Origin of the sequence: Vibrio sp. 10N.222.49.C9 (assembly GCF_041474985.1) — a bacterium.
GTDB classification, from domain to species: Bacteria; Pseudomonadota; Gammaproteobacteria; order Enterobacterales; family Vibrionaceae; genus Vibrio; species Vibrio crassostreae_C.
The window spans coordinates 1-19,251 of sequence record NZ_JBFRVD010000013.1 but is presented as its reverse complement, the minus strand read 5'-3'; the positions used below and the strand labels follow the sequence as shown (position 1 = coordinate 19,251).

Sequence of the window (19,251 nt, the reverse complement as noted above, 5' to 3'; positions counted from 1 at the left end):
AACGCTTTGGATTAATAGTTTGTAAAATTACCAATGGATCTTATATGTTATTGAGAAGTATATATTATTTGTTCCCTAGATTTATTCGTCACCAATATGTTGACAGTATAATATTCTATCGTCATATTTTTTTTAAAGTAATAAGTTTCTTTAAATCTAAAGAAAACAAACCTGAAGATAATTGCCTTGATGTACGGCTTGTTGAGGGTTTAGAGTTATTGGGGGGGGACTGTGAAATTATCAGACATGTGTCGGAACGTTATGCAAGTGTACAGGGACCACTCTTGTATGTAGATAATCAGGAATGTAAACGTTCATCGCTTGAAGGTAGACTACCTGATACAAAAGTTGTGCGTTTAAGCGGAGTTCAGGTTATTGGTTCTACAGATGCTGTAATTTCCGGAATAAATATGTACCATCATGAATTAAGCCTAATGGAAAATATTCATGATTTAAAGCGGCCAGATATTTTCTTGAAATATGAAGAAAAGGAAGGTTTCGATTTTCAGATTTCGTTTATTCGTGAAAAGTTAACTCTAGATGGATTGGTAGTAAGTTTATTAAAAGAACATTCGAATAATTATTATCACTGGGTTACAGAGGTTATACCAAAGCTAGTTAATATGATGGAGTATATTGGATCTAAAGATGAAAAAATAACCATTTTAGTTGAAGAGGGAACCCCTCAACAAAGTCTTTCCCTTATCGAACTTCTCTTGACTGAGTTAAAAAATACTGAATATCATCTCTGTCACGTAAAAAAGGGTCAGTTAGTTTATTGCGAAAGTTTAATCTATTGTACTCCTTTATGGACTTCTCTTGATAATACTCGGTCTTTGCCTAATCCGAAAAAGGAGTTTTTTGTTTCTTCTGATTGTTTGAAAAAAGTTAAAGATAAATTGTCAAAAAACACACTATCGAACAATTATATTTTGAAAAACAAAAAAATATACTTGCAAAGAGAAAACACCAAACTAAGGAAGCTCAGTAATGTTCTAGATTTAGAGAGGTTACTGTATAAGAAAGGATTCGACTTTGTTGATCCTGGTTCTCTTGATTTTGTTGATCAGTATAGTTTATTTTCACAAGCTGAAGTTATAGTCGGTGCTTCTGGTGCTGCCTTTACCAATTTATTATTCATGAAACCAGGTAGTACAGCTATATCGCTATACCCATCGGCACAAAGCACTAACTATTATGTATTTCAGCCCTTAGCAGATGTTTCAAATGTTCATTTGATTCACTTCCTTACTACTCCTGATGATAACTCAAGCTGTGTTCACGGCGATGCGAAAGTTAATGTCACAGAACTAGAAAAACTATTGGAAAAACTAGATGATTAAAATGTTAGAGTTCAGCGTCCTTGGTGATCAAAGAGGCTCACTGATATCCCTAGAAGAGCAACGCAATATCCCGTTTGATATAAAACGAGTTTATTATATCTATGATACAAAGAATGAAATTTCTAGAGGTTTTCATGCTCACAAAAACTTAGAGCAGGTAGCGATTTGTGTGAAGGGTAGCTGTAGAATTGTCCTCGATGATGGTAGGTTGAGAAAGAGCATCGTACTCGATAACCCAAGTAAAGGGTTGTATATCGACAATAGTAAATGGAGAGAAATGCACGATTTTTCTCATGATTGTGTTTTGTTAGTACTCGCGAGTAATGTTTACGATGAGTCAGATTATATTAGAGATTACGATGATTTCCTATGTTATGTAAAAGGTAATTAATATGCGTGGTAAAACTATATATATAAAATTGGCTACTTTAGATGATGCCGAGTTCATACTCTCTTTAAGGAATAATTCTCAATTGAACAAGCACTTATCTAGAACAAGTGCTGATATCAGTTCTCAAAAGCAATGGCTGTCAGACTATAAAAAACGAGAAGATGCGAAGAAAGAATACTATTTTATTATAAATCGACTTGATGGTGTTCCAATTGGTACAGTCAGGCTGTACGATTTTCTCAATGAACGTAATTCATTTTGCTGGGGAAGTTGGATACTAAATAGTGATAAAACACGTACTTCAGCAATCGAAAGTGCGTTACTAGTTTATGAATTTGCTTTTAAACATTTAGACTTTGAAAACTGTCATTTTGACGTACGAAAAGATAACAAATCAGTAATTCGATTCCACGAAAAATTCGGCGCTAAAATAGTATCAGAATCTGAGTTTGATTATTATTTCGAATATTCAAAGCCTTGTTACAACACCTTTTTCAATGAAAACAAAAAATTTATCGAGTACCAATCATGATCCCATTTTTAGACTTAAAGACACTTAACGAAAGATATAAAGACGAGATTAAAGCTTCCTTTGACAGGGTTGTTGATTCTGGTTGGTATATTATGGGAAATGAGTTAGAACAGTTTGAAAAAGAGTTCTCAACGTACTGTCAAACCAAATATTGTATCGGTGTTGGCAATGGCTTAGATGCTTTAACGCTTACTTTAAAATCTTGGAAAATTATGGGGTTGATTAACGAAGGTGATGAAGTTATTGTCCCTTCTAACACTTTTATAGCATCGGTGCTTGCTATTTCCGAGTGTAACTTGACTCCTGTATTAGTTGATGCAGATCCAAATAACTTTAACATCGATGTTTCCAAAATCGCTCAAAAAATCACATCAAAGACCAAAGTTATACTACCGGTACATCTGTACGGTCAATTAGCTCCAATGAAAGAAATTTGTAAGCTAGCTGAAGACTATGACCTGTTGGTACTAGAGGATTGTGCACAAGCACATGGAGCTATGATTGATGGGAAAAAAGCGGGATCTTGGGGCCATGCTGGTGCCTTCAGTTTCTATCCAGGGAAAAACTTAGGTGCTCTAGGTGATGCCGGTGCAATTACAACAAGTGACGAGAAGCTAAAGGAAATAGTTTCTGCATTAAGAAGCTATGGCTCCCACATAAAGTATGAGCATATTTACAAAGGTGTGAACAGCAGGTTAGATGAAATACAAGCAGCTATTTTAAGAGTTAAGCTTAAGTACATTGATGAAGATATTGAAAATCGTCAAAGGGTTGCACGTTATTACATTGATAATATTAACAATGATTTAGTAACACTCCCTGAATGGAAATATGAAGAAAGCCATGTTTTTCATTTATTTGTTATCAAGACATCTGAACGAGAAAAATTGAGTGAGTACTTGTTAGAAAATGGTGTTCAAACTCAAAAACACTACCCTAAATTTGTCAACGAACAGGTGGCGTACGCTGAAATAGAACACAAAAATGAAGTTAGAGCTATTTGTGATGATATTTTAAGCCTACCGATAAGCCCTATTTTGACTGAATCAGAACAAAAACATATAGTGAACTTGATCAATAGCTGGTCTAATTAATTATGAATGAATCGAGCCTTCCTCTAATTTCAATATGCATGGTTACTTATAATCATGAAAATTACATTTCAGATTCTATTGAAAGTTGTTTATCTCAAAGTTATAAAAACTTTGAGCTAATTATTGTCGATAATAACTCTACAGATGGTACGGTTGAAGTAGTAAAAAAGTATAAATCTGAAAGCGATAAAATTAAATTAATCGCCCTTGATAATAATACCTTTCCTTCTCATGCATCTAACTTAGCAATTAGAAATGCCAAGGGAACTTATATTACTTTACTTTCAGGTGATGACTTTTATTACGATAGCAAACTAGCAATGCAATTGAAGTTGATGCTTGAGAGTGGGGCTCGTTTTTCTTTCTCTTGGGTGGACACTATTGATGATGAGAAAAATGTCTGCGATCATGAATTATCCCGTATATTTAATAAGGAATTTAGTAGTTTAGAGATAAAAAAGCATTTCATTGATTGTGGAAATATGTTGTGTGCGACTTCAGGTATGTTCCATAAAGACATTTTTGAAGAGTATGGTTATTTCGATGAAAGGCTACTTCAACTTCAAGACTACGATCTGTGGTTAAGGTTGTCTTCTACTGAAGATATTACATTACTTAGCCATAAACTGTCTGCGTATCGGGTGAGAGGAGACGGTCAGAATTTGAGTTTGGCTACCAATGACTCAAAGTTTTTCCGAAGTGAGTATGAACAGTTTCGTGTTGAACGTCGCTTTTTGGATTTCGATCTAGAACTTTTGTCATACGTTGTGCATTCTGAATGCTCTGAGTCTTCTAAATATCATAAGTTATATGACTATCTAATTGGTGTCGGTAAATTTGCATCGGCTAAAGCAATACTCGATGAGTTATATACTCGCATTGGTTCCGACATAAACTTTCCTTCTGAAAAATACCAAAATTTTTTTGATTTATACTCAAAATCAGACTTCTTCAGAAGTAAAGTTTTAGATGAAGTAAGTACTTTGACTAATGAAAATAACTCATTAAGTGATAAGGTTGAATCGTTAGAAGAGCAAATCGACTCTCTTGATAGCGCTGTTAACCGTTTAAGTTCCATTGAGAGTTCTAACACTTGGAGAGCTGTGCAGCCAATTATAGCCGTACTTTCAAAAGTCAAGAGAGTGAAGGAACTCGCCCTCTATCTACCTCGAATTATCCGTCAGAAAGGTCTGAGAAATACCTTAAATTATGCTTTTCAAGTCTTTAAATCAGGCGGTTTACGCACTCTAGTACGCACAGCTTTGAGTAATTCAGCGAGAGGACATGTCCATAGTTTTATTGAGAGGGACTTTATCAACAAACCTTCAGTATTAGCTCATGGCGTTTGTCTAAACTCAGTCACAATCATCGCGGAGTTAAGTATACAACAGTGTACTAAATACAGAGTTACACAGAAAAAAGAAATGCTGGAGCTATTGGGCTTTAAGTGTGAAGTGGTCTCTTGGACTGATTACTATAAGTCGAGGATGAGTATATCCCACTCATCAGTAGTTATTTTTTATCGGGTTCCAAGCACTGATACTGTATTGGCTTTGATTGATGAGTGTAAACGCCTCAATGTAAGAACTTTTTGGGAAGTTGATGATCTTATCTTTAACGAAACTATACTCGCAGAGAGTAAAACTATTAGTGATCTTTCGAGCGAAGTGAGAGCTCAAGTATTGGAAGGTGCTAATTCTTATAAGCGTGCACTTCTTGCGTGTGATATGGCAATTGCTTCGACCTCTGGCTTAGCTGATTCAATGAAGGCGGAAGGCGTCGAAAATGTTTTCGTACTTGAAAATTGCCTAGACTCAGAGACTCTTCAACTCGTTAATGAGATATTAAAAAATTCGGACAATGAACAGAAAGTAGACAATAAAATTCGAATTGTGTATGGGTCAGGGACATCAACTCATAATATTGATTTCGAAGAAGCCGCTTTGTCTATTGCGAAAGTACTGAGAGAAAACTCTCAAGTTATTTTTAGAATTATTGGCTTATTGGAGCTACCATCTTGTTTTGACGGTCTTGATGCTCAAGTAGAACGTTTTGAACTTTGTACTTACTCCGAGTATTTGCGTCTACTATCTGAGTGCGATATCAGTATTGCACCCTTAGAGAAATATATTTTTAATGAAGCTAAAAGTAATATTAAATATATTGAAGCATCTATAGTAAAACTCCCGTCTGTATCATCTCCTTTGAGTGCCTTTGTCGATGTAATAAACGATGGCATAAATGGTTATATAGCTAGTGATCAGGTTGAGTGGTTTGACAAGCTTACAAAACTCGTTAGTTGTGAGCAAACACGACAAGATATGGCAATCAAAGCAAATACTACTGTTTTGGCTCGCTATAATACAGAGTCGATTGCAAACTCCCAGTTAATGCCAATTGTAAGAGATTATAGTTGCACTAAGAGCAAACCAAGAATAGTTGTATTCAACGTTTTTTACTCTCCAAGGTCCTTTGGTGGTGCTACGATCGTCACAGAGCAGATAAATAAGCTTTTACAAAGACATAAAGGCTATGAAGTGTATGTGGTTACGACTCTTCCTGTCGATGATGCTCTACGCTCTTATGAACCTATTCGTTATGAAGTAGACGGTGTAACTGTATTTGGTGTGCCTGTACCAAATGAGGATATGGAGCTTTACAACAATAAATCAATTGTAGATCCAGTAGCTAAAATATTAGAAGTTGTTAAGCCTGATCTAGCCCATATGCATTGCTTACAAGGGCTGGGAGTCGGTGTTATTCAAAGCTGTATTGATAATGATATAAACTACATTATCACTGTTCATGATGCTTGGTGGCTATGTTATAAGCAGTTTATGATCGATTCAAAAGGCGAGTTCTGTGGTCAAAATAAAATTGATTTAAGCAAATGTAAGAATTGTACCGAGAATAAAAAAGTGCCTTCGCTTCGGGATTCTGAACTCAGACACTACCTCAAGAATGCATGTGAAGTCTTAGCTCCGAGTAGATATACTGCTGAGCTTCATGATGTAAATAATATGCACACTAAGCCTTTAACCGTTAATAAAAATGGCATTCTTATGCCGGAAGCATCAATAGTTAAAAAATTTAACGGTCGTATAACTTTTGGTTATGTTGGGGGTAATACTCCGATTAAAGGTAGTGACTTAGTAATAAAAGCTTTTTCTAATATTAATAATCCTAACGTTTTTTTAAGAATCGTAGATAATATGATAAACTTAGGGCATAAATCTTATCCGGATCATATTTTATCGGACGTAAATAATTGTACTATCGTTCCTGGGTATAACCAAAATAATATTGATGATTTTTTTGGTTCTATCGATGTATTGTTATTCCCTTCCAGGTGTAAAGAAAGCTTTGGTTTAACCGTCAGGGAAGCTATTGCTAGAAATGTTTGGGTTATTACTACTGACTCCGGTGGTGTTACTGAGTGTATTATTGAAGGTGAAAATGGGAATGTTATTCCATTCTCTTCTGATTCAGAGGAATTGGAGAGTGCAATAAATAATGTTATCACCCAGTATGAAAAAATGAAGCTTGGAGATGATATTGATGTACCGAAAGATTCAATAGCGTATTTTTTCGATCAAGTAGATAATCTTGATAAAATATATAAATCACACCTTTAGGAATAACTGATTAGGTCGGGTTGGATTATACTTCCAGCCCATTCCTTAGTTGGAAATCTGTCTTTAATTTTATTTTTCTCGGTTGTTAGTAGTTTAGCTATAATCAGTTTTTATAAAATAAGATAATGATAAGTTTATGATTGAAAATAAAAAAGAAGTTTCTGCGATAATTATTACGTTCAATCCCGTCCATCAAGAACTGAAGTTATTAGTCGAGAAATTGAAACTACAAGTTTCAAAAATATATATAATTGATAATAATTCATCCATGCCAATAGATATAGATGAATCTGAACAGATCGATGTAACACTATTATCGGACAATATGGGGATTGCATATGCTCAAAATATTGGTATTAATAAGGCACTAAATGATGGCTTTATTGACTTTATTTTGTTTGATCAAGACAGTGTTCCATCTGAATCTATGGTAAAAGAGCTGTTTACAGCTCGACAAGCAGCTCAACTTGAAGGACAAAGAGTTGGTGCAGTCGGTCCTGTTCATATAGATCAAGATACACTTTCTGAATGTTTGTTTATTCGCACATCTAGGTATAGTGTCAATAGATTTTTTTCAAGCGATAGAAGTGAAAACACCTTCTCTCCATGTGACTTTCTGATAGCTTCTGGTTGCCTCATTTCAAAGGATGCGCTTGATGATATTGGTTATATGGAAGAGGAGTTATTCATTGACTGTGTTGACATTGAGTGGGGTTTTAGAGCTAAGTGTAAAGATTATGTATGTATCGCTGCATTTAATGCAAAAATGTATCATAAGGTTGGTGGCACTCCGTTGAAAGTCTTCGGTCAAAGCCTTACAACTCACTCTCCAGTTCGTCACTACTATTATTATCGTAATTTCTACCGCTTATTACAAAGAGCATATATACCATTTGGTTGGAAAGTTTACACTATTATCAGGTCAAGCCTACAAGCGCTCATTTTTTGCGTATATCTCAAACCTAGATTTATGCAGTTCAAATGCATTGTAAAAGGGGTCTTTCACGGTCTAATTAATCGAGTTGGAAAGTATGAGTAAAAAGATCGTTTATATAATAAATGTTGATTGGTATTTTCGCCTTCATTGGCTAGAACGAGCTGAGTATTTCAAGTCTTTAGGTTTTGAGATACATATTGTTAGCAGCTTTTCAAGTGATATTATCAAAAACGAATTAGTTTCTAAAGGTTTCACTTGCCATCAATTATCTGTCAAACGAAAAAGTGTAAATTTTTTCCGAGAGATGACTAGTGCTTATAGCCTTATAAAAATAGTAGATGTAATTCAACCTGACTTAATACACTGTGTAACAATCAAACCTAATATATATGCTGGCTTACTAAATAGACTTTTTTACCGAAAACCAATTATTTACAGTGTTACTGGTTTAGGCGCTGTGTTTAGTTCTAAGGCAATAAAGTTCAAATTGTTGAAATTTATAATTGCTAACCTCTACCGCTTTATATCCTCTTCAAGTTCTCGCTTTGTTTTTGAGAATCACGAAGACTTTGAGCTATTTGGTGAGCTCGGCATTTTAAAGCATAGTAATGGTCGTGTGATCAAGGGGGCCGGGATTGATTTGACTCGCTTTGCCCCGTCATTGGCTCCCTTAAATAAAAATGTTTTATTTGGTGCAAGGCTTTTAAAAGAAAAGGGATTGGAGTCTCTAGTTTTAGCAAAACGTGAGCTAGAAAAGCAAGGATTGAGCTTTACGCTTAACATTGCTGGGATTATTGATGATGATGTTTCTTCTGCTATCCCTCTTCGCCAAGTGAAGGCTTGGGCAAGTTCACGTGATATCAATTGGTTAGGTAACGTGCAAGATATGCCTAAACTTATAAAAGAAAACGATATAGTGTGTTTACCTACAACTTATGGTGAAGGTGTCCCTCGTATTTTGATCGAGGCAGCTTCTTGCCAAAGACCGATAATCACGACAGATGTTGTTGGCTGTCGCGAAATTGTATCACATAACGTTAATGGTTTATTGGCTAGGCCAGACGATGTTGTATCACTCGCTAACTGTTTACGCACCTTACTGGAGAGTGATGAAAAAACGCTTGAGTTTGGCATTCAAGGGCGTAAAAAAGTTGAAGAAGAGTTTTCTCAAGAAATGGTTTTTGAAAAAACTCTCAAGGTTTATGAAGAGATTAGTATTAGTGCTGTTCGTTAGAGTTAGGTTTATAACCAGTTGGTGCATTTAATAGAATTGTCATAATGCATTCTTCGTCAAAGTTATGGCAACACCCGTCGAGTTGTTCTAAAAGAGGCTGCATCTCATTCCAACTTAGCATCTGCTCTTTGGCCGTCATTATTTTTTGATGGCCGCTTCCTTCCACATTATCTCCAATCAAAAGCTCTTCATAAAGTTTTTCTCCTGGGCGCAATCCGGTGAACTTTATAGATATATCGCCCTCTTGAGAATCCCCGTCGACATGCTCTTGCATACCCATCAAATGAATCATGCGTTTTGCAAGGTCCAGAATCTTAACGGGTTCACCCATATCAAGAACAAATACTTGTCCGTTGTGGCCCATGGCACCAGCTTGAATAACAAGCTGAGCTGCCTCAGGAATAAGCATAAAGTAGCGAATGATATCTGGGTGGGTTACGGTCACAGGACCGCCACATTTTATTTGCTTTTTAAACAGTGGAACAACAGACCCAGAAGAGCCCAAAACATTGCCAAAGCGTACCATTGTGAAAGTGGTGGTATTTTGCTTATCAGCCAAAGCTTGAAGAACCAGTTCAGCCATACGTTTGGTCGCGCCCATTACGTTAGTTGGTCTTACTGCTTTATCTGTCGAAATGAGAGTAAAGTTCTTCACACCTGTTTGGATCGCAGCTTCAGCGCACGCAAGCGTACCAAAAACGTTGTTGCGAACACCTTCAACAATATTATCTTCGACTAAAGGGACGTGTTTATAAGCTGCTGCATGGTAAACGGTTTCAACCTCATGTGCTGCCATCAGTTTCTCTAACCGGTTTTGTCTTTGAACGGATCCAAGAGTTGCGACGATTCGAGTCTCGCTTTTTAAGTTTATCTTTGTTGAATTGAGCTCTTGGTCGATTTTGTAAAGATTGTATTCATTGAGCTCAAATAGAACGAGTGTTTTGGGCTTTTGTGACATGATTTGTCGACATAACTCAGAGCCAATAGAGCCACCTGCGCCAGTAACCATAACATTCTTATTGAAAATGTTTTGGGCTAAAAGCTCCTTATCTGGGTCAACTGCGGCTCTACCAAGTAGATCTGCGACGTCAAGATCTTTCACTTCAGTTGCTGTTGCTTTACCCGCAGCTATATCTTCTACCGATGGTACTGATTGAACTGCTATTGGCCAGTGTGACAACTTCTCCACTAGTCTGAGACGTTCGCCTTTATTGATCCCATTAATGGCTAAAAGTAGCTTTACGGGTTGATAAAGTGATTGAAGGTGTTCAAATTCACTTGGGTGATGGACCTTAAGTCCAAATAATATCTGACCTGATTTCGTTGGGTCATCATCAAGTAATACGACTGGATTGTATTCGTCTCCCTGAATTAGGGCATACGTTAAATCGCGACCAGTTGCCCCCGCTCCATAAACAAATACATTGGGTTTTTGGCGTTTAAACCAGTGATAATAAATTGAACGGATGAGTATTCTGGGACCACCTAATGTCAGCGTTGCCAAGCCAGCATATATAAATGGGACACTTCTAGGGATGAATGAGTGGAAAAAAAATCCGCTCATGATTAATGCTAGAGTGGAAATTATGACACCAAAGAAGATGTTGCCAACTGCGGGCAACATCATATAACGCAAGACTGCTCGGTACATTCCTAACTTTACAAAGCTATAAATAGTGATCGATACAGTTACAAATAGTGTTATTAGCTCTTCGACCTCTACTTCAAAAAATGCGTTTCCAAGTCGTAAGGCAATCGCTAAATAGAGTGAAACAACGATAGCAAAAATATCATAGCCAATACTGATGAAGCGCTTGTTCTTGCGTTTGGCATTAAGCAATATATGTATTGGTCTTATCATGGTGTTCCTTAGCGAGCCACTGAGCGTCTTAAATTTGATTGTTATAGTTTTTGGAATGTATTTTAATGTTGTTGAGTGCGGTAAGCTAGTTGTAATTGACGGTTCTGTGTTGCTCAGTAGTTTTGCTGTCATTGTTGTTCATTATTCACTCAATATTTAGATTTTTTGTATTATGAAAATTTTGGTTACAGGTAGCACAGGTTTTGTCGGCTCTAGAGTTGTTGAGTTGGCCAGAAAGCGAGACTGGGCAGTCATTCCGGTTATGCGTAAGCAAATAGATCCACTTACTAATAGCTTGGTTGTTCCTTCCATTGACGCTTCTACCGATTGGTCTGGTGTATTCGAAAGTGTGGATTGTATTGTTCATTGTGCGGCTCGAGTGCATCAAATGAATGAGAGTGAGCTAGATGCCCAAGCTGCGTACCGAGAGATAAACACTCTTGGGACGTTGAACCTTGCAAAGCAAGCCGTTGAAGCCGGGGTTAAAAGGTTTGTATTCGTCAGCTCTATTAAAGTTAATGGCGAATTTACTGAGCCGGGCTCACCATTTCAGCCTGACCTAAGTAATATCCCTCAAGACCCTTACGGCTTGAGTAAGTATGAAGCCGAAGTCGAGTTGAATCAGCTGTCAAAAGAGACAGGGCTAGAAGTGGTTATCATTAGGCCTCCATTAGTTTATGGACCGGGAGTTAAAGCCAACTTCTTATCTATGATGCGTATGATTGATAAAGGTATTCCATTACCGTTTGGTGCTATAAAAAACCAAAGAAGTTTGGTTTATCTAGAGAATCTCTGCAGCTTGATACTGACGTGTTGTCAACACCCCTCAGCTCCCGGACATACGTTCTTAGCTTCTGATAATCATGATGTATCCACTACTCAATTAATGCAAACTATCGCTTTATCAATGAATAAGACACCGAGGCTTTTACCTATCCCAATGTCCTGGATACAATTGGTAGCCTCAGTATTAAAGAAACAACACATTGCACAGAGAATATGCGGTAGCCTTCAGGTTGAGACTCGTTTGACGAAAGAGATCTTGGGATGGGTACCTCCCGTAACTTTTGAAGAAGGGATTAAAAAGACGGTGGATGCCTACTTGAAGTCGCATTGATATGCTTTAAGAGGAGTCTTACGTTCATATTCGTAAGTGAGTAAGATACACTTTATTAATTAACGGCACTTATGCCATTCATCATATTTGTTTAATCAGAGATTTAAGGCATACATTTTGATTCGTTTGTTAGATTTCTTTTTTGCTTTCTTTGGTTTGCTGTTCCTTTGGCCAGCATTTCTCATTATTTGTATCCTTGGTTACTTTGACACGGGGTCGCCTGTCTTTTTTCAAACCCGAGTAGGGCGCAACAAAAAACCATTCACCTTGGTCAAATTCAGAACCATGCCTGTCGAAACCAAATCTGTTGCGACCCATTTAGTTGGAGCGAGTTCAGTGACTAAATTGGGTGGGTTCTTACGCAAGACTAAATTGGATGAACTACCACAGTTATACAATGTTCTGAAAGGTGAAATGAGTTTGGTTGGCCCGCGACCATGCTTATTCAACCAGCAAGAGCTGATCAATGAGAGAGAATCGAGAGGCGTGCTGGCGGTAAGGCCCGGTGTTACGGGGTTGGCTCAAATCAATGATATCGACATGTCGACACCGGAAAAACTCGCGGAGTGGGATCAACGAATGATTAACACGCTGAGTACTAAATTGTACTTTCAATACATCATTCAAACAGTATTAGGTAAAGGCTCGGGCGACCGCGTTTAATTTTCCTCTTGTTTTCTTACCTATCTTTGACGTTTTTTAGAATCAGTTTTGTATGGTAATGAGGCTTAGGCAAGGGGCTAAACGTGTAGTGAATGTGGCTGTTCAGAGCGTAGGTTATTGAATGATAACCACCACTTTACGTAGCGAAGTCAGTGTTCGTTAGTTAATTTTAGTGTTGACGAGAGCCATGAACTGACACCTGTATTTCCCTGTTTTATGGTGTCACTATACTTAAGCCTATAATGTCGCCATGATAGGCTGTTCTCTTTGGTGTTTGTATTCTCATACCTTAGTTCGTTTATTTGGAGCACTGGTTTTGCTTGATTGGTTAATGAATCCTGCTGTTCAGGTACTTGGCTTGTTCGTTGCAACAATTTGCAGCTTGATACGCTTTCAATCTCAGTCTGATAGAGTGTTTGGTGTATTGTTGTTAGTGCTTTTTACCAGCTCTCTTGTTACGACAGAGCAGGTTATCCAAAGCTTTTCAAATATGGGTTTATTAACTTTGATGCTGTTGATTATTTGCTCTGTAGCATTAGAGAAAACGAAGCTACTAAGAGTAGTTACCAACTATGTTATTGGACCTAATTATCGTCTCACCTTGCTCAGGTTATTCAGCTTAACCACTTTTTCTTCAGCGATATTGAACAATACTGCGGTCGTTTCCACTATGTTGGCACCGATCCGCAACAATCCGCACCACAAAGCCAGTAAACTACTTATCCCTCTTTCTTATGCGGCCATACTGGGTGGAACCTTAACCTTAGTTGGAACGTCCACTAACTTAATCGTCAATAGTTTGGTTATCGACTCAGGTTTGCCTAGTTTGAGGTTTTTCGACTTTACCGTTGTGGGCTTATGTTTGGTAGTGGGTTGTGGGGCGCTTTTGTTTGCATTAAGCCCATTATTGCCAGAGTACGATAAGGGCCAAGTTCAGATTCGTGACTATATTATCGATACTGAAGTCGCTTCAGATTCAGATCTAATCGGAAAGTCTGTAGAACAAAATGGTCTTCGACATTTAGAGTCCTTATTTTTGGTTGAAATATTGAGAGAGGGGCGCTTGATATCGCCTGTTACTCCTCAGGAGATTATTGCACCCAATGATCGCTTGTTGTTTAGTGGTGACGTGAAGAAGATAACGATATTAAGGGAGTTCAATGGCCTTTCTTTGTTCGCGAGTAACAGCGGCTTACCTCTTGATAACCTTTCTGAAGTGGTCATTAAACCGGAAAGTAATTTGGTTGGGAAAACACTTAAACATTCAGGCTTTCGTGCTTTGTTTGATGCTGCTGTCGTTGCGATTAAACGCGATGGGGTGGCGCTATCGGGCAAGCTCGGCGAGGTGACGCTTGAGGCCGGTGATTACTTAGTACTTGCAGTCGGAAACGATCACTACTCTAGAAATAATATCCGTAAGAATTTTTACTTATTGAGCGAAGTCGAAACGGATCTGTGCTTAGGTGGCTGGAGAGAAAAGCTGACTGTTGTTGGCTTTCTCGGTTCTATCTTATTGGCAGCGTTAGGTGTTGTGTCTCTTTTTAAAGTGATGCTGATATTATTAGGTGCACTATTGTTGTCAGGGTGTTTAACGGCTAATGAGGTTCTGCAGCGTTTGCCTAAAAATATTTGGTTGATTATATCCTCAGCCCTGCTTTTGTCTCAGGCTTTAACGAATAGTGGTGCTTTGAGTGGGTTAGAAACAATGGTTCATTCATATGACTATTTGTTTACTCCACTGACTGGCTTGATTGTTGTTTATGTATTGGCATGGATGATGACAGAGTTAGTCACTAACAATGCGGCTGCAGCTCTCGTACTTCCTATTGGAGTTGAACTGGCTTCGAGTTTATCTGCAAACCCTCAAGCGTATATACTCGCAGTAGCGTTTGGCGCCAGCGCCAGTTTTATTAGTCCGTATGGTTACCAAACTAACCTGATGGTGTTTAATGCGGGTCAGTATAAACTGCAAGATTTTGTGAAAGTAGGTGTGCCGATGTGCCTGCTTTATGGCGTGATTGTGTTAACCGCAATTCCAGCCTTTATTGGATTGTAATTTAAGGACTTCTTTGAAATGAATATTTCTCCAGAGCGTATGACTCATCTAAAGCAACTAGAAGCTGAGTCTATTCATATCATGCGTGAGGTTGCCGCTGAGTTTGATAACCCGGTAATGCTATATTCTGTTGGTAAAGATTCTTCGGTGATGCTCCACCTAGCGCAAAAAGCATTTGCGCCAGCGACTCCTCCGTTCCCGTTAATGCACGTAGATACCACGTGGAAGTTTAAAGAAATGATTCAGTTTCGTGACTATATGGCAGAAAAAGTAGGTATGAAGTTGATTGTGCATCAAAACCCTGAAGGGGTTGAGATGGACATCAGCCCATTTGTCCATGGCAGTTCTGTACATACTGACATCATGAAAACCCAAGGCTTGAAGCAAGCTCTGGACAAGCATGGCTTTGATGCTGCATTTGGAGGCGCACGCCGTGATGAAGAAAAGTCTCGAGCCAAAGAGCGTGTTTATTCCTTCCGCGATGAGCATCATCGATGGGATCCAAAGAATCAACGCCCTGAGCTATGGGATGTGTATAACGGCAAGGTAAATAAAGGCGAGAGCATTCGAGTGTTCCCTTTGTCAAACTGGACTGAGCTGGATATCTGGCAATACATCTACCTAGAGAACATTGAAATTCCAGGATTATACCTAGCGGCAAAACGTCCAGTGATTAAGCGTGACGGCATGCTCATAATGAAAGACGATGAGCGTATGGAGCTCAAAGAAGGTGAGGTGATTGAAGAAAAGATGGTTCGTTTCCGTACGCTTGGCTGTTACCCGTTGACGGGTGCGGTAGAGTCTGAAGCCGCGACGTTGCCAGAAATTATCCAAGAGATGCTACTAACCACAACGTCTGAACGCCAAGGCCGTGCCATTGATCATGATTCTTCTGGCTCAATGGAGAAGAAGAAACGCGAAGGGTATTTCTAAACTGTTATGACGACTCCATACCAACATAAAAGCAATGACTCGGTGAGTGAAGATGTCGTGTGGCATAACTCAACAGTGACCCATCAAGATCGTGTGGCTCAAAAAGGGCAAAAGCCAGTCATACTTTGGTTCACCGGTTTAAGTGGTTCCGGTAAATCCACCGTTGCAAATGCCGTTGAAAGTAAACTGCTGCAAATGGGCAAGCACAGTTATCTGCTTGATGGCGATAATGTGCGTCATGGTCTTAATAGAGATTTAGGTTTTTCAGATACAGACCGCATTGAAAATATCCGCCGCATCGGTGAGGTAGCTAAGCTGTTTGTTGATGCGGGCAATATTGTGTTAACTGCGTTTATCTCGCCGTTTATTTCTGATCGCCAACAAGTGCGTGAATTGGTAACTGAAGGCGAATTTCTTGAAGTGTTTGTCGATACACCGCTAGATGTGTGTGAAGCTCGCGACCCTAAAGGGCTCTACAAGAAAGCACGCGCAGGTGAGATTAAACACTTCACAGGCATCGACTCAGAATACCAAGCACCGGTAAACCCTGAAATCCATCTGCATACGGCTGAGCTATCGATTGAAGCTTGTGCGGATTTTGTCGTGGCTGAACTTGAGAAAAAAGGTTACTTGCAGTTAGGAGAACAGTATTAATGCATTATGACGTATTTAACGGTGATGCTGATGGCATCATTGCCTTGTTGCAACTGAGATTCGCAGAGCCCAAAGAATCTATATTGGTTACCGGCGTGAAACGTGACATTCAACTGCTGAAGCAAGTGGATATTGACCAAGCAGAATCAGTGACGGCGCTGGATATCTCCATGGAGAAAAACCTACCAGAACTGGAAGTGCTTTTGCAAAACAACGTGAAAGTGTTTTATTGCGACCATCACCGTAGCGGCGATATACCACAGTCAGACAACCTAGATGCACTAATTAATTTGGATGCAGAAATGTGTACCAGTTTACTGGTTAATAATCGCCTAGGCGGACAGTTCGCTAAATGGGCCGTTGCGGCCGCGTTTGGTGACAATCTGTTTGCTTCAGCCAATAAGCTAGCACAAGAGATTAGCTTAACCGAATCAGAAATCGAGTTCTTAAAAGAGCTGGGTACATTGATTAACTACAACGGCTATGGCGCAGTGCTGAATGATTTGCACATTGCCCCGGCAGACCTGTATCAACAATTGACAGCCTACGCAGACCCGTTATCGCTACTCGATGATGAGAGCTCGCCATACCATACGCTGAAAAAAGGCTATGAGCTAGATCGTAACCAAGTGCTGAGCGTCAAATCGGTTCACTCGGACACACAATGTAAAGTGTTTGAGCTGCCGTGTGAAGCCTGGGCAAGGCGCATTAGTGGTGTGTTTGGCAACGAGCTCGCAAATCAAAGCCCTGATTTAGCGCATGCAGTATTAACGCTAAATGCAAGCGAGCAAGATTACACGGTGAGCGTGCGTGCACCATTGAACAACCGTGTGGGTGCGGATGACATCTGCTCATTGTTTCCAACTGGTGGTGGTCGTAAAGCAGCTGCAGGCATTAACGCGTTAACGCTAGATGACAAGCAGAAGTTCATCAACACGTTGTCAGCGTATTACGCTCATTAAATGAAATGTAATTGCGGAAGGTACACAGTCACTTTCTGTAATGTGGAGCAAAAGCTCCCACACTCTAGAGTGCAAAGCATTCGAGTAGACAACCCCATTATACTGGGCATTGAAGCCTGAAAAAGAAGATTAGGAGAACGATATGTCTCACAGCTCAGAACTTATCGCAACGGATATCGAAGCATATCTGAAAGTTCATGAAAACAAAGATTTATTGCGCTTTCTCACTTGCGGTAACGTTGATGATGGTAAGTCTACACTGATTGGTCGTCTGCTTTACGATTCAAAGTTGATTTACGAAGACCAAATGGCAGCGATTGAGAAAGACTCTCAGAAATTCAACACCACCGATGGCGATTTCGATTTGGCGCTTTTGGTGGATGGTCTGCAGTCAGAACGAGAGCAAGGTATTACGATTGATGTAGCATACCGTTACTTCTCAACGGATAAACGTAAGTTCATCATCGCTGATACTCCAGGGCACGAGCAATATACTCGTAACATGGTAACAGGCGCGTCAACATGTGAGTTGGCGATTGTTATGGTAGACGCACGTTACGGTATTCAAACTCAAACTCGTCGTCATAGCTACATATGCAGTCTATTGGGCATTAAGCATATAATTGTGGCTATTAATAAGATGGACTTGATGGACTACAGCCAAGAGGTGTATCAGAAGATTAAAGCAGATTACCGTGAGATGGCGAAGAACTTCAACATCGACGATATTCGTTTTGTACCAATCTCAGCGCTGAAGGGTGACAACGTGGTGACTCCAAGCGAGGAAATGGACTGGTACCCAGGCGCAACTTTGATGAAACTGCTTGAGACGGTGAAAATCGACCAAGACAAAGACTTGGAGCACATGCGCTTCCCTGTGCAGTATGTAAATCGCCCGAACCTGAACTTCCGCGGTTTCTGCGGCACTCTAGCCTCTGGTCTTATTCAAGTCGGTGATGAAGTTACGGCGCTACCATCAGGTAAACAATCTCGTATCAAGTCTATCTACACCTTTGACGGTGAACTTGAAGCCGCACGTCCTGGTCAAGCGATAACTATAACGCTTGAAGATGAGATTGATGTGTCACGTGGCGACATGCTTGTACACAACGGTCATGAGCCAAATGTGACCAACAAAGTGCAAGCGCACGTGGTGTGGATGGATGAAAACCCAATGCGCACGCACAAAGAGTATACCTTTAAGTTTGCGACCAAATCGTGTGCGGGCAAAGTGACCGCAATCCCACACAAGATTGATGTGAACACGCTAGAACAACATGCAGAAAACAGTGAGTCTTTGGAACTGAATGAAATCGCACTGTCAGAGATTTCATTGACTGATAAGATTGCCGTGGACACTTATAAAGCTTTGCCGCAAACCGGTGCGTTCATTGTGATTGACCGCCACACCAATGTGACAGTTGGTGCCGGTATGGTTGAATCTGTGATAGATGGAAGTGAAGAGCAAGGTCGTGTGTATTCTCAAGCAGAGAAAGACTTGAATGCGTATGTACGTAAATACTTTCCAGAGTGGGGATGTTTAGAGATATAACCTCATCAGACTGGAGGAGCGTACTAATTGTATACTCCCAGGTAAAAAAGGGAGGGCTTGAATTGTTCCAAAGAGGTTACATTTCTTTCCTGTTAAGTATTTATTCTCTGGCCATCACAACCTTGTGATGGTTGCTGCTTACTACGTTATACCCAATTAAAAACTATTCGTAGAGCTTTAATTAGGTATACCATTTTGTTTTCTAGTTTCATGATTTATCGATAACTCAGTTGATGCAAGCCATCGCTCATGCTTCGGGGAAGATAACAGGGCGGGATCGCACTTTG

15 protein-coding genes are annotated in these 19,251 nt (G+C 39.4%); 14 read left to right on the top strand and 1 reads right to left on the bottom strand.

Annotated elements, in window-relative coordinates:
• Nucleotides 1-44 precede the first annotated feature (44 nt).
• The 7 genes from AB4585_RS05245 (at nt 45) to AB4585_RS05215 (ending at nt 9,166) form a co-directional block, all read left to right on the top strand.
• Entirely contained in the window at nt 45-1,343 is a 1,299-nt protein-coding gene (locus AB4585_RS05245; protein WP_372155651.1) for a DUF563 domain-containing protein, read from the top strand.
• Nucleotides 1,336-1,734 carry an FdtA/QdtA family cupin domain-containing protein gene (locus AB4585_RS05240; protein ID WP_372155650.1) on the top strand — a complete coding sequence of 133 codons (399 nt, stop codon included), beginning with the start codon at nt 1,336-1,338 and terminating at the stop codon, nt 1,732-1,734. Before AB4585_RS05245 ends, AB4585_RS05240 begins: the two co-directional genes overlap by 8 nt.
• A gap of 1 nt (nt 1,735) precedes the next feature.
• Complete coding sequence (locus AB4585_RS05235) at nt 1,736-2,266, top strand: GNAT family N-acetyltransferase (RefSeq protein WP_372155649.1); 531 nt, start codon at nt 1,736-1,738, stop codon at nt 2,264-2,266.
• Nucleotides 2,263-3,360: a DegT/DnrJ/EryC1/StrS family aminotransferase gene (locus AB4585_RS05230; RefSeq protein WP_372155648.1), complete on the top strand. Its 1,098-nt coding sequence runs from the start codon at nt 2,263-2,265 to the stop codon at nt 3,358-3,360. The genes AB4585_RS05235 and AB4585_RS05230 overlap by 4 nt, the downstream gene beginning before the upstream one ends.
• A gap of 38 nt (nt 3,361-3,398) precedes the next feature.
• Nucleotides 3,399-6,995 carry a glycosyltransferase gene (locus tag AB4585_RS05225; RefSeq protein WP_372169407.1) on the top strand — a complete coding sequence of 1,199 codons (3,597 nt, stop codon included), beginning with the start codon at nt 3,399-3,401 and terminating at the stop codon, nt 6,993-6,995.
• Nucleotides 6,996-7,131: 136 nt separating this feature from the next.
• Nucleotides 7,132-8,034, top strand: a complete 903-nt coding sequence (locus AB4585_RS05220) for a glycosyltransferase family 2 protein (RefSeq protein ID WP_372169406.1) — start codon at nt 7,132-7,134, stop codon at nt 8,032-8,034.
• On the top strand, nt 8,027-9,166 hold the full coding sequence (locus tag AB4585_RS05215) for a glycosyltransferase family 4 protein (RefSeq protein WP_372155802.1): 1,140 nt from the start codon (nt 8,027-8,029) through the stop codon (nt 9,164-9,166). Before AB4585_RS05220 ends, AB4585_RS05215 begins: the two co-directional genes overlap by 8 nt.
• Here AB4585_RS05215 and AB4585_RS05210 read toward each other — a convergent pair.
• Nucleotides 9,150-11,027: a polysaccharide biosynthesis protein gene (locus AB4585_RS05210; protein ID WP_372155807.1), complete on the bottom strand. Its 1,878-nt coding sequence runs from the start codon at nt 11,025-11,027 to the stop codon at nt 9,150-9,152. The genes AB4585_RS05215 and AB4585_RS05210 overlap by 17 nt on opposite strands.
• A 172-nt stretch (nt 11,028-11,199) precedes the next feature.
• Here AB4585_RS05210 and AB4585_RS05205 point away from each other — a divergent pair, with 172 nt between their 5' ends.
• From AB4585_RS05205 to cysN, 7 genes are all read left to right on the top strand, one after another.
• Nucleotides 11,200-12,144 carry a UDP-glucose 4-epimerase family protein gene (locus tag AB4585_RS05205; protein WP_372155803.1) on the top strand — a complete coding sequence of 315 codons (945 nt, stop codon included), beginning with the start codon at nt 11,200-11,202 and terminating at the stop codon, nt 12,142-12,144.
• Between the two features lie 114 nt (nt 12,145-12,258).
• Nucleotides 12,259-12,807 (top strand): sugar transferase, encoded by a 549-nt coding sequence (locus AB4585_RS05200; protein WP_372155808.1) that lies wholly within the window; start codon nt 12,259-12,261, stop codon nt 12,805-12,807.
• A gap of 316 nt (nt 12,808-13,123) precedes the next feature.
• Nucleotides 13,124-14,863, top strand: coding sequence for an SLC13 family permease (locus AB4585_RS05195; protein WP_372155804.1), 1,740 nt, complete (start codon nt 13,124-13,126; stop codon nt 14,861-14,863).
• 18 nt (nt 14,864-14,881) lie between these two features.
• On the top strand, nt 14,882-15,796 hold the full coding sequence (gene cysD / locus AB4585_RS05190) for a sulfate adenylyltransferase subunit CysD (protein WP_372155805.1): 915 nt from the start codon (nt 14,882-14,884) through the stop codon (nt 15,794-15,796).
• A 6-nt stretch (nt 15,797-15,802) separates the two neighbouring features.
• Nucleotides 15,803-16,450 carry an adenylyl-sulfate kinase gene (cysC, locus tag AB4585_RS05185; protein WP_372097632.1) on the top strand — a complete coding sequence of 216 codons (648 nt, stop codon included), beginning with the start codon at nt 15,803-15,805 and terminating at the stop codon, nt 16,448-16,450.
• Nucleotides 16,450-17,412, top strand: a complete 963-nt coding sequence (locus AB4585_RS05180; RefSeq protein ID WP_372097634.1) for a DHH family phosphoesterase — start codon at nt 16,450-16,452, stop codon at nt 17,410-17,412. The genes cysC and AB4585_RS05180 overlap by 1 nt, the downstream gene beginning before the upstream one ends.
• Nucleotides 17,413-17,554: 142 nt before the next feature.
• Nucleotides 17,555-18,964 carry a sulfate adenylyltransferase subunit CysN gene (gene cysN, locus AB4585_RS05175; RefSeq protein WP_372155806.1) on the top strand — a complete coding sequence of 470 codons (1,410 nt, stop codon included), beginning with the start codon at nt 17,555-17,557 and terminating at the stop codon, nt 18,962-18,964.
• The last annotated feature ends 287 nt before the right edge of the window (nt 18,965-19,251 follow it).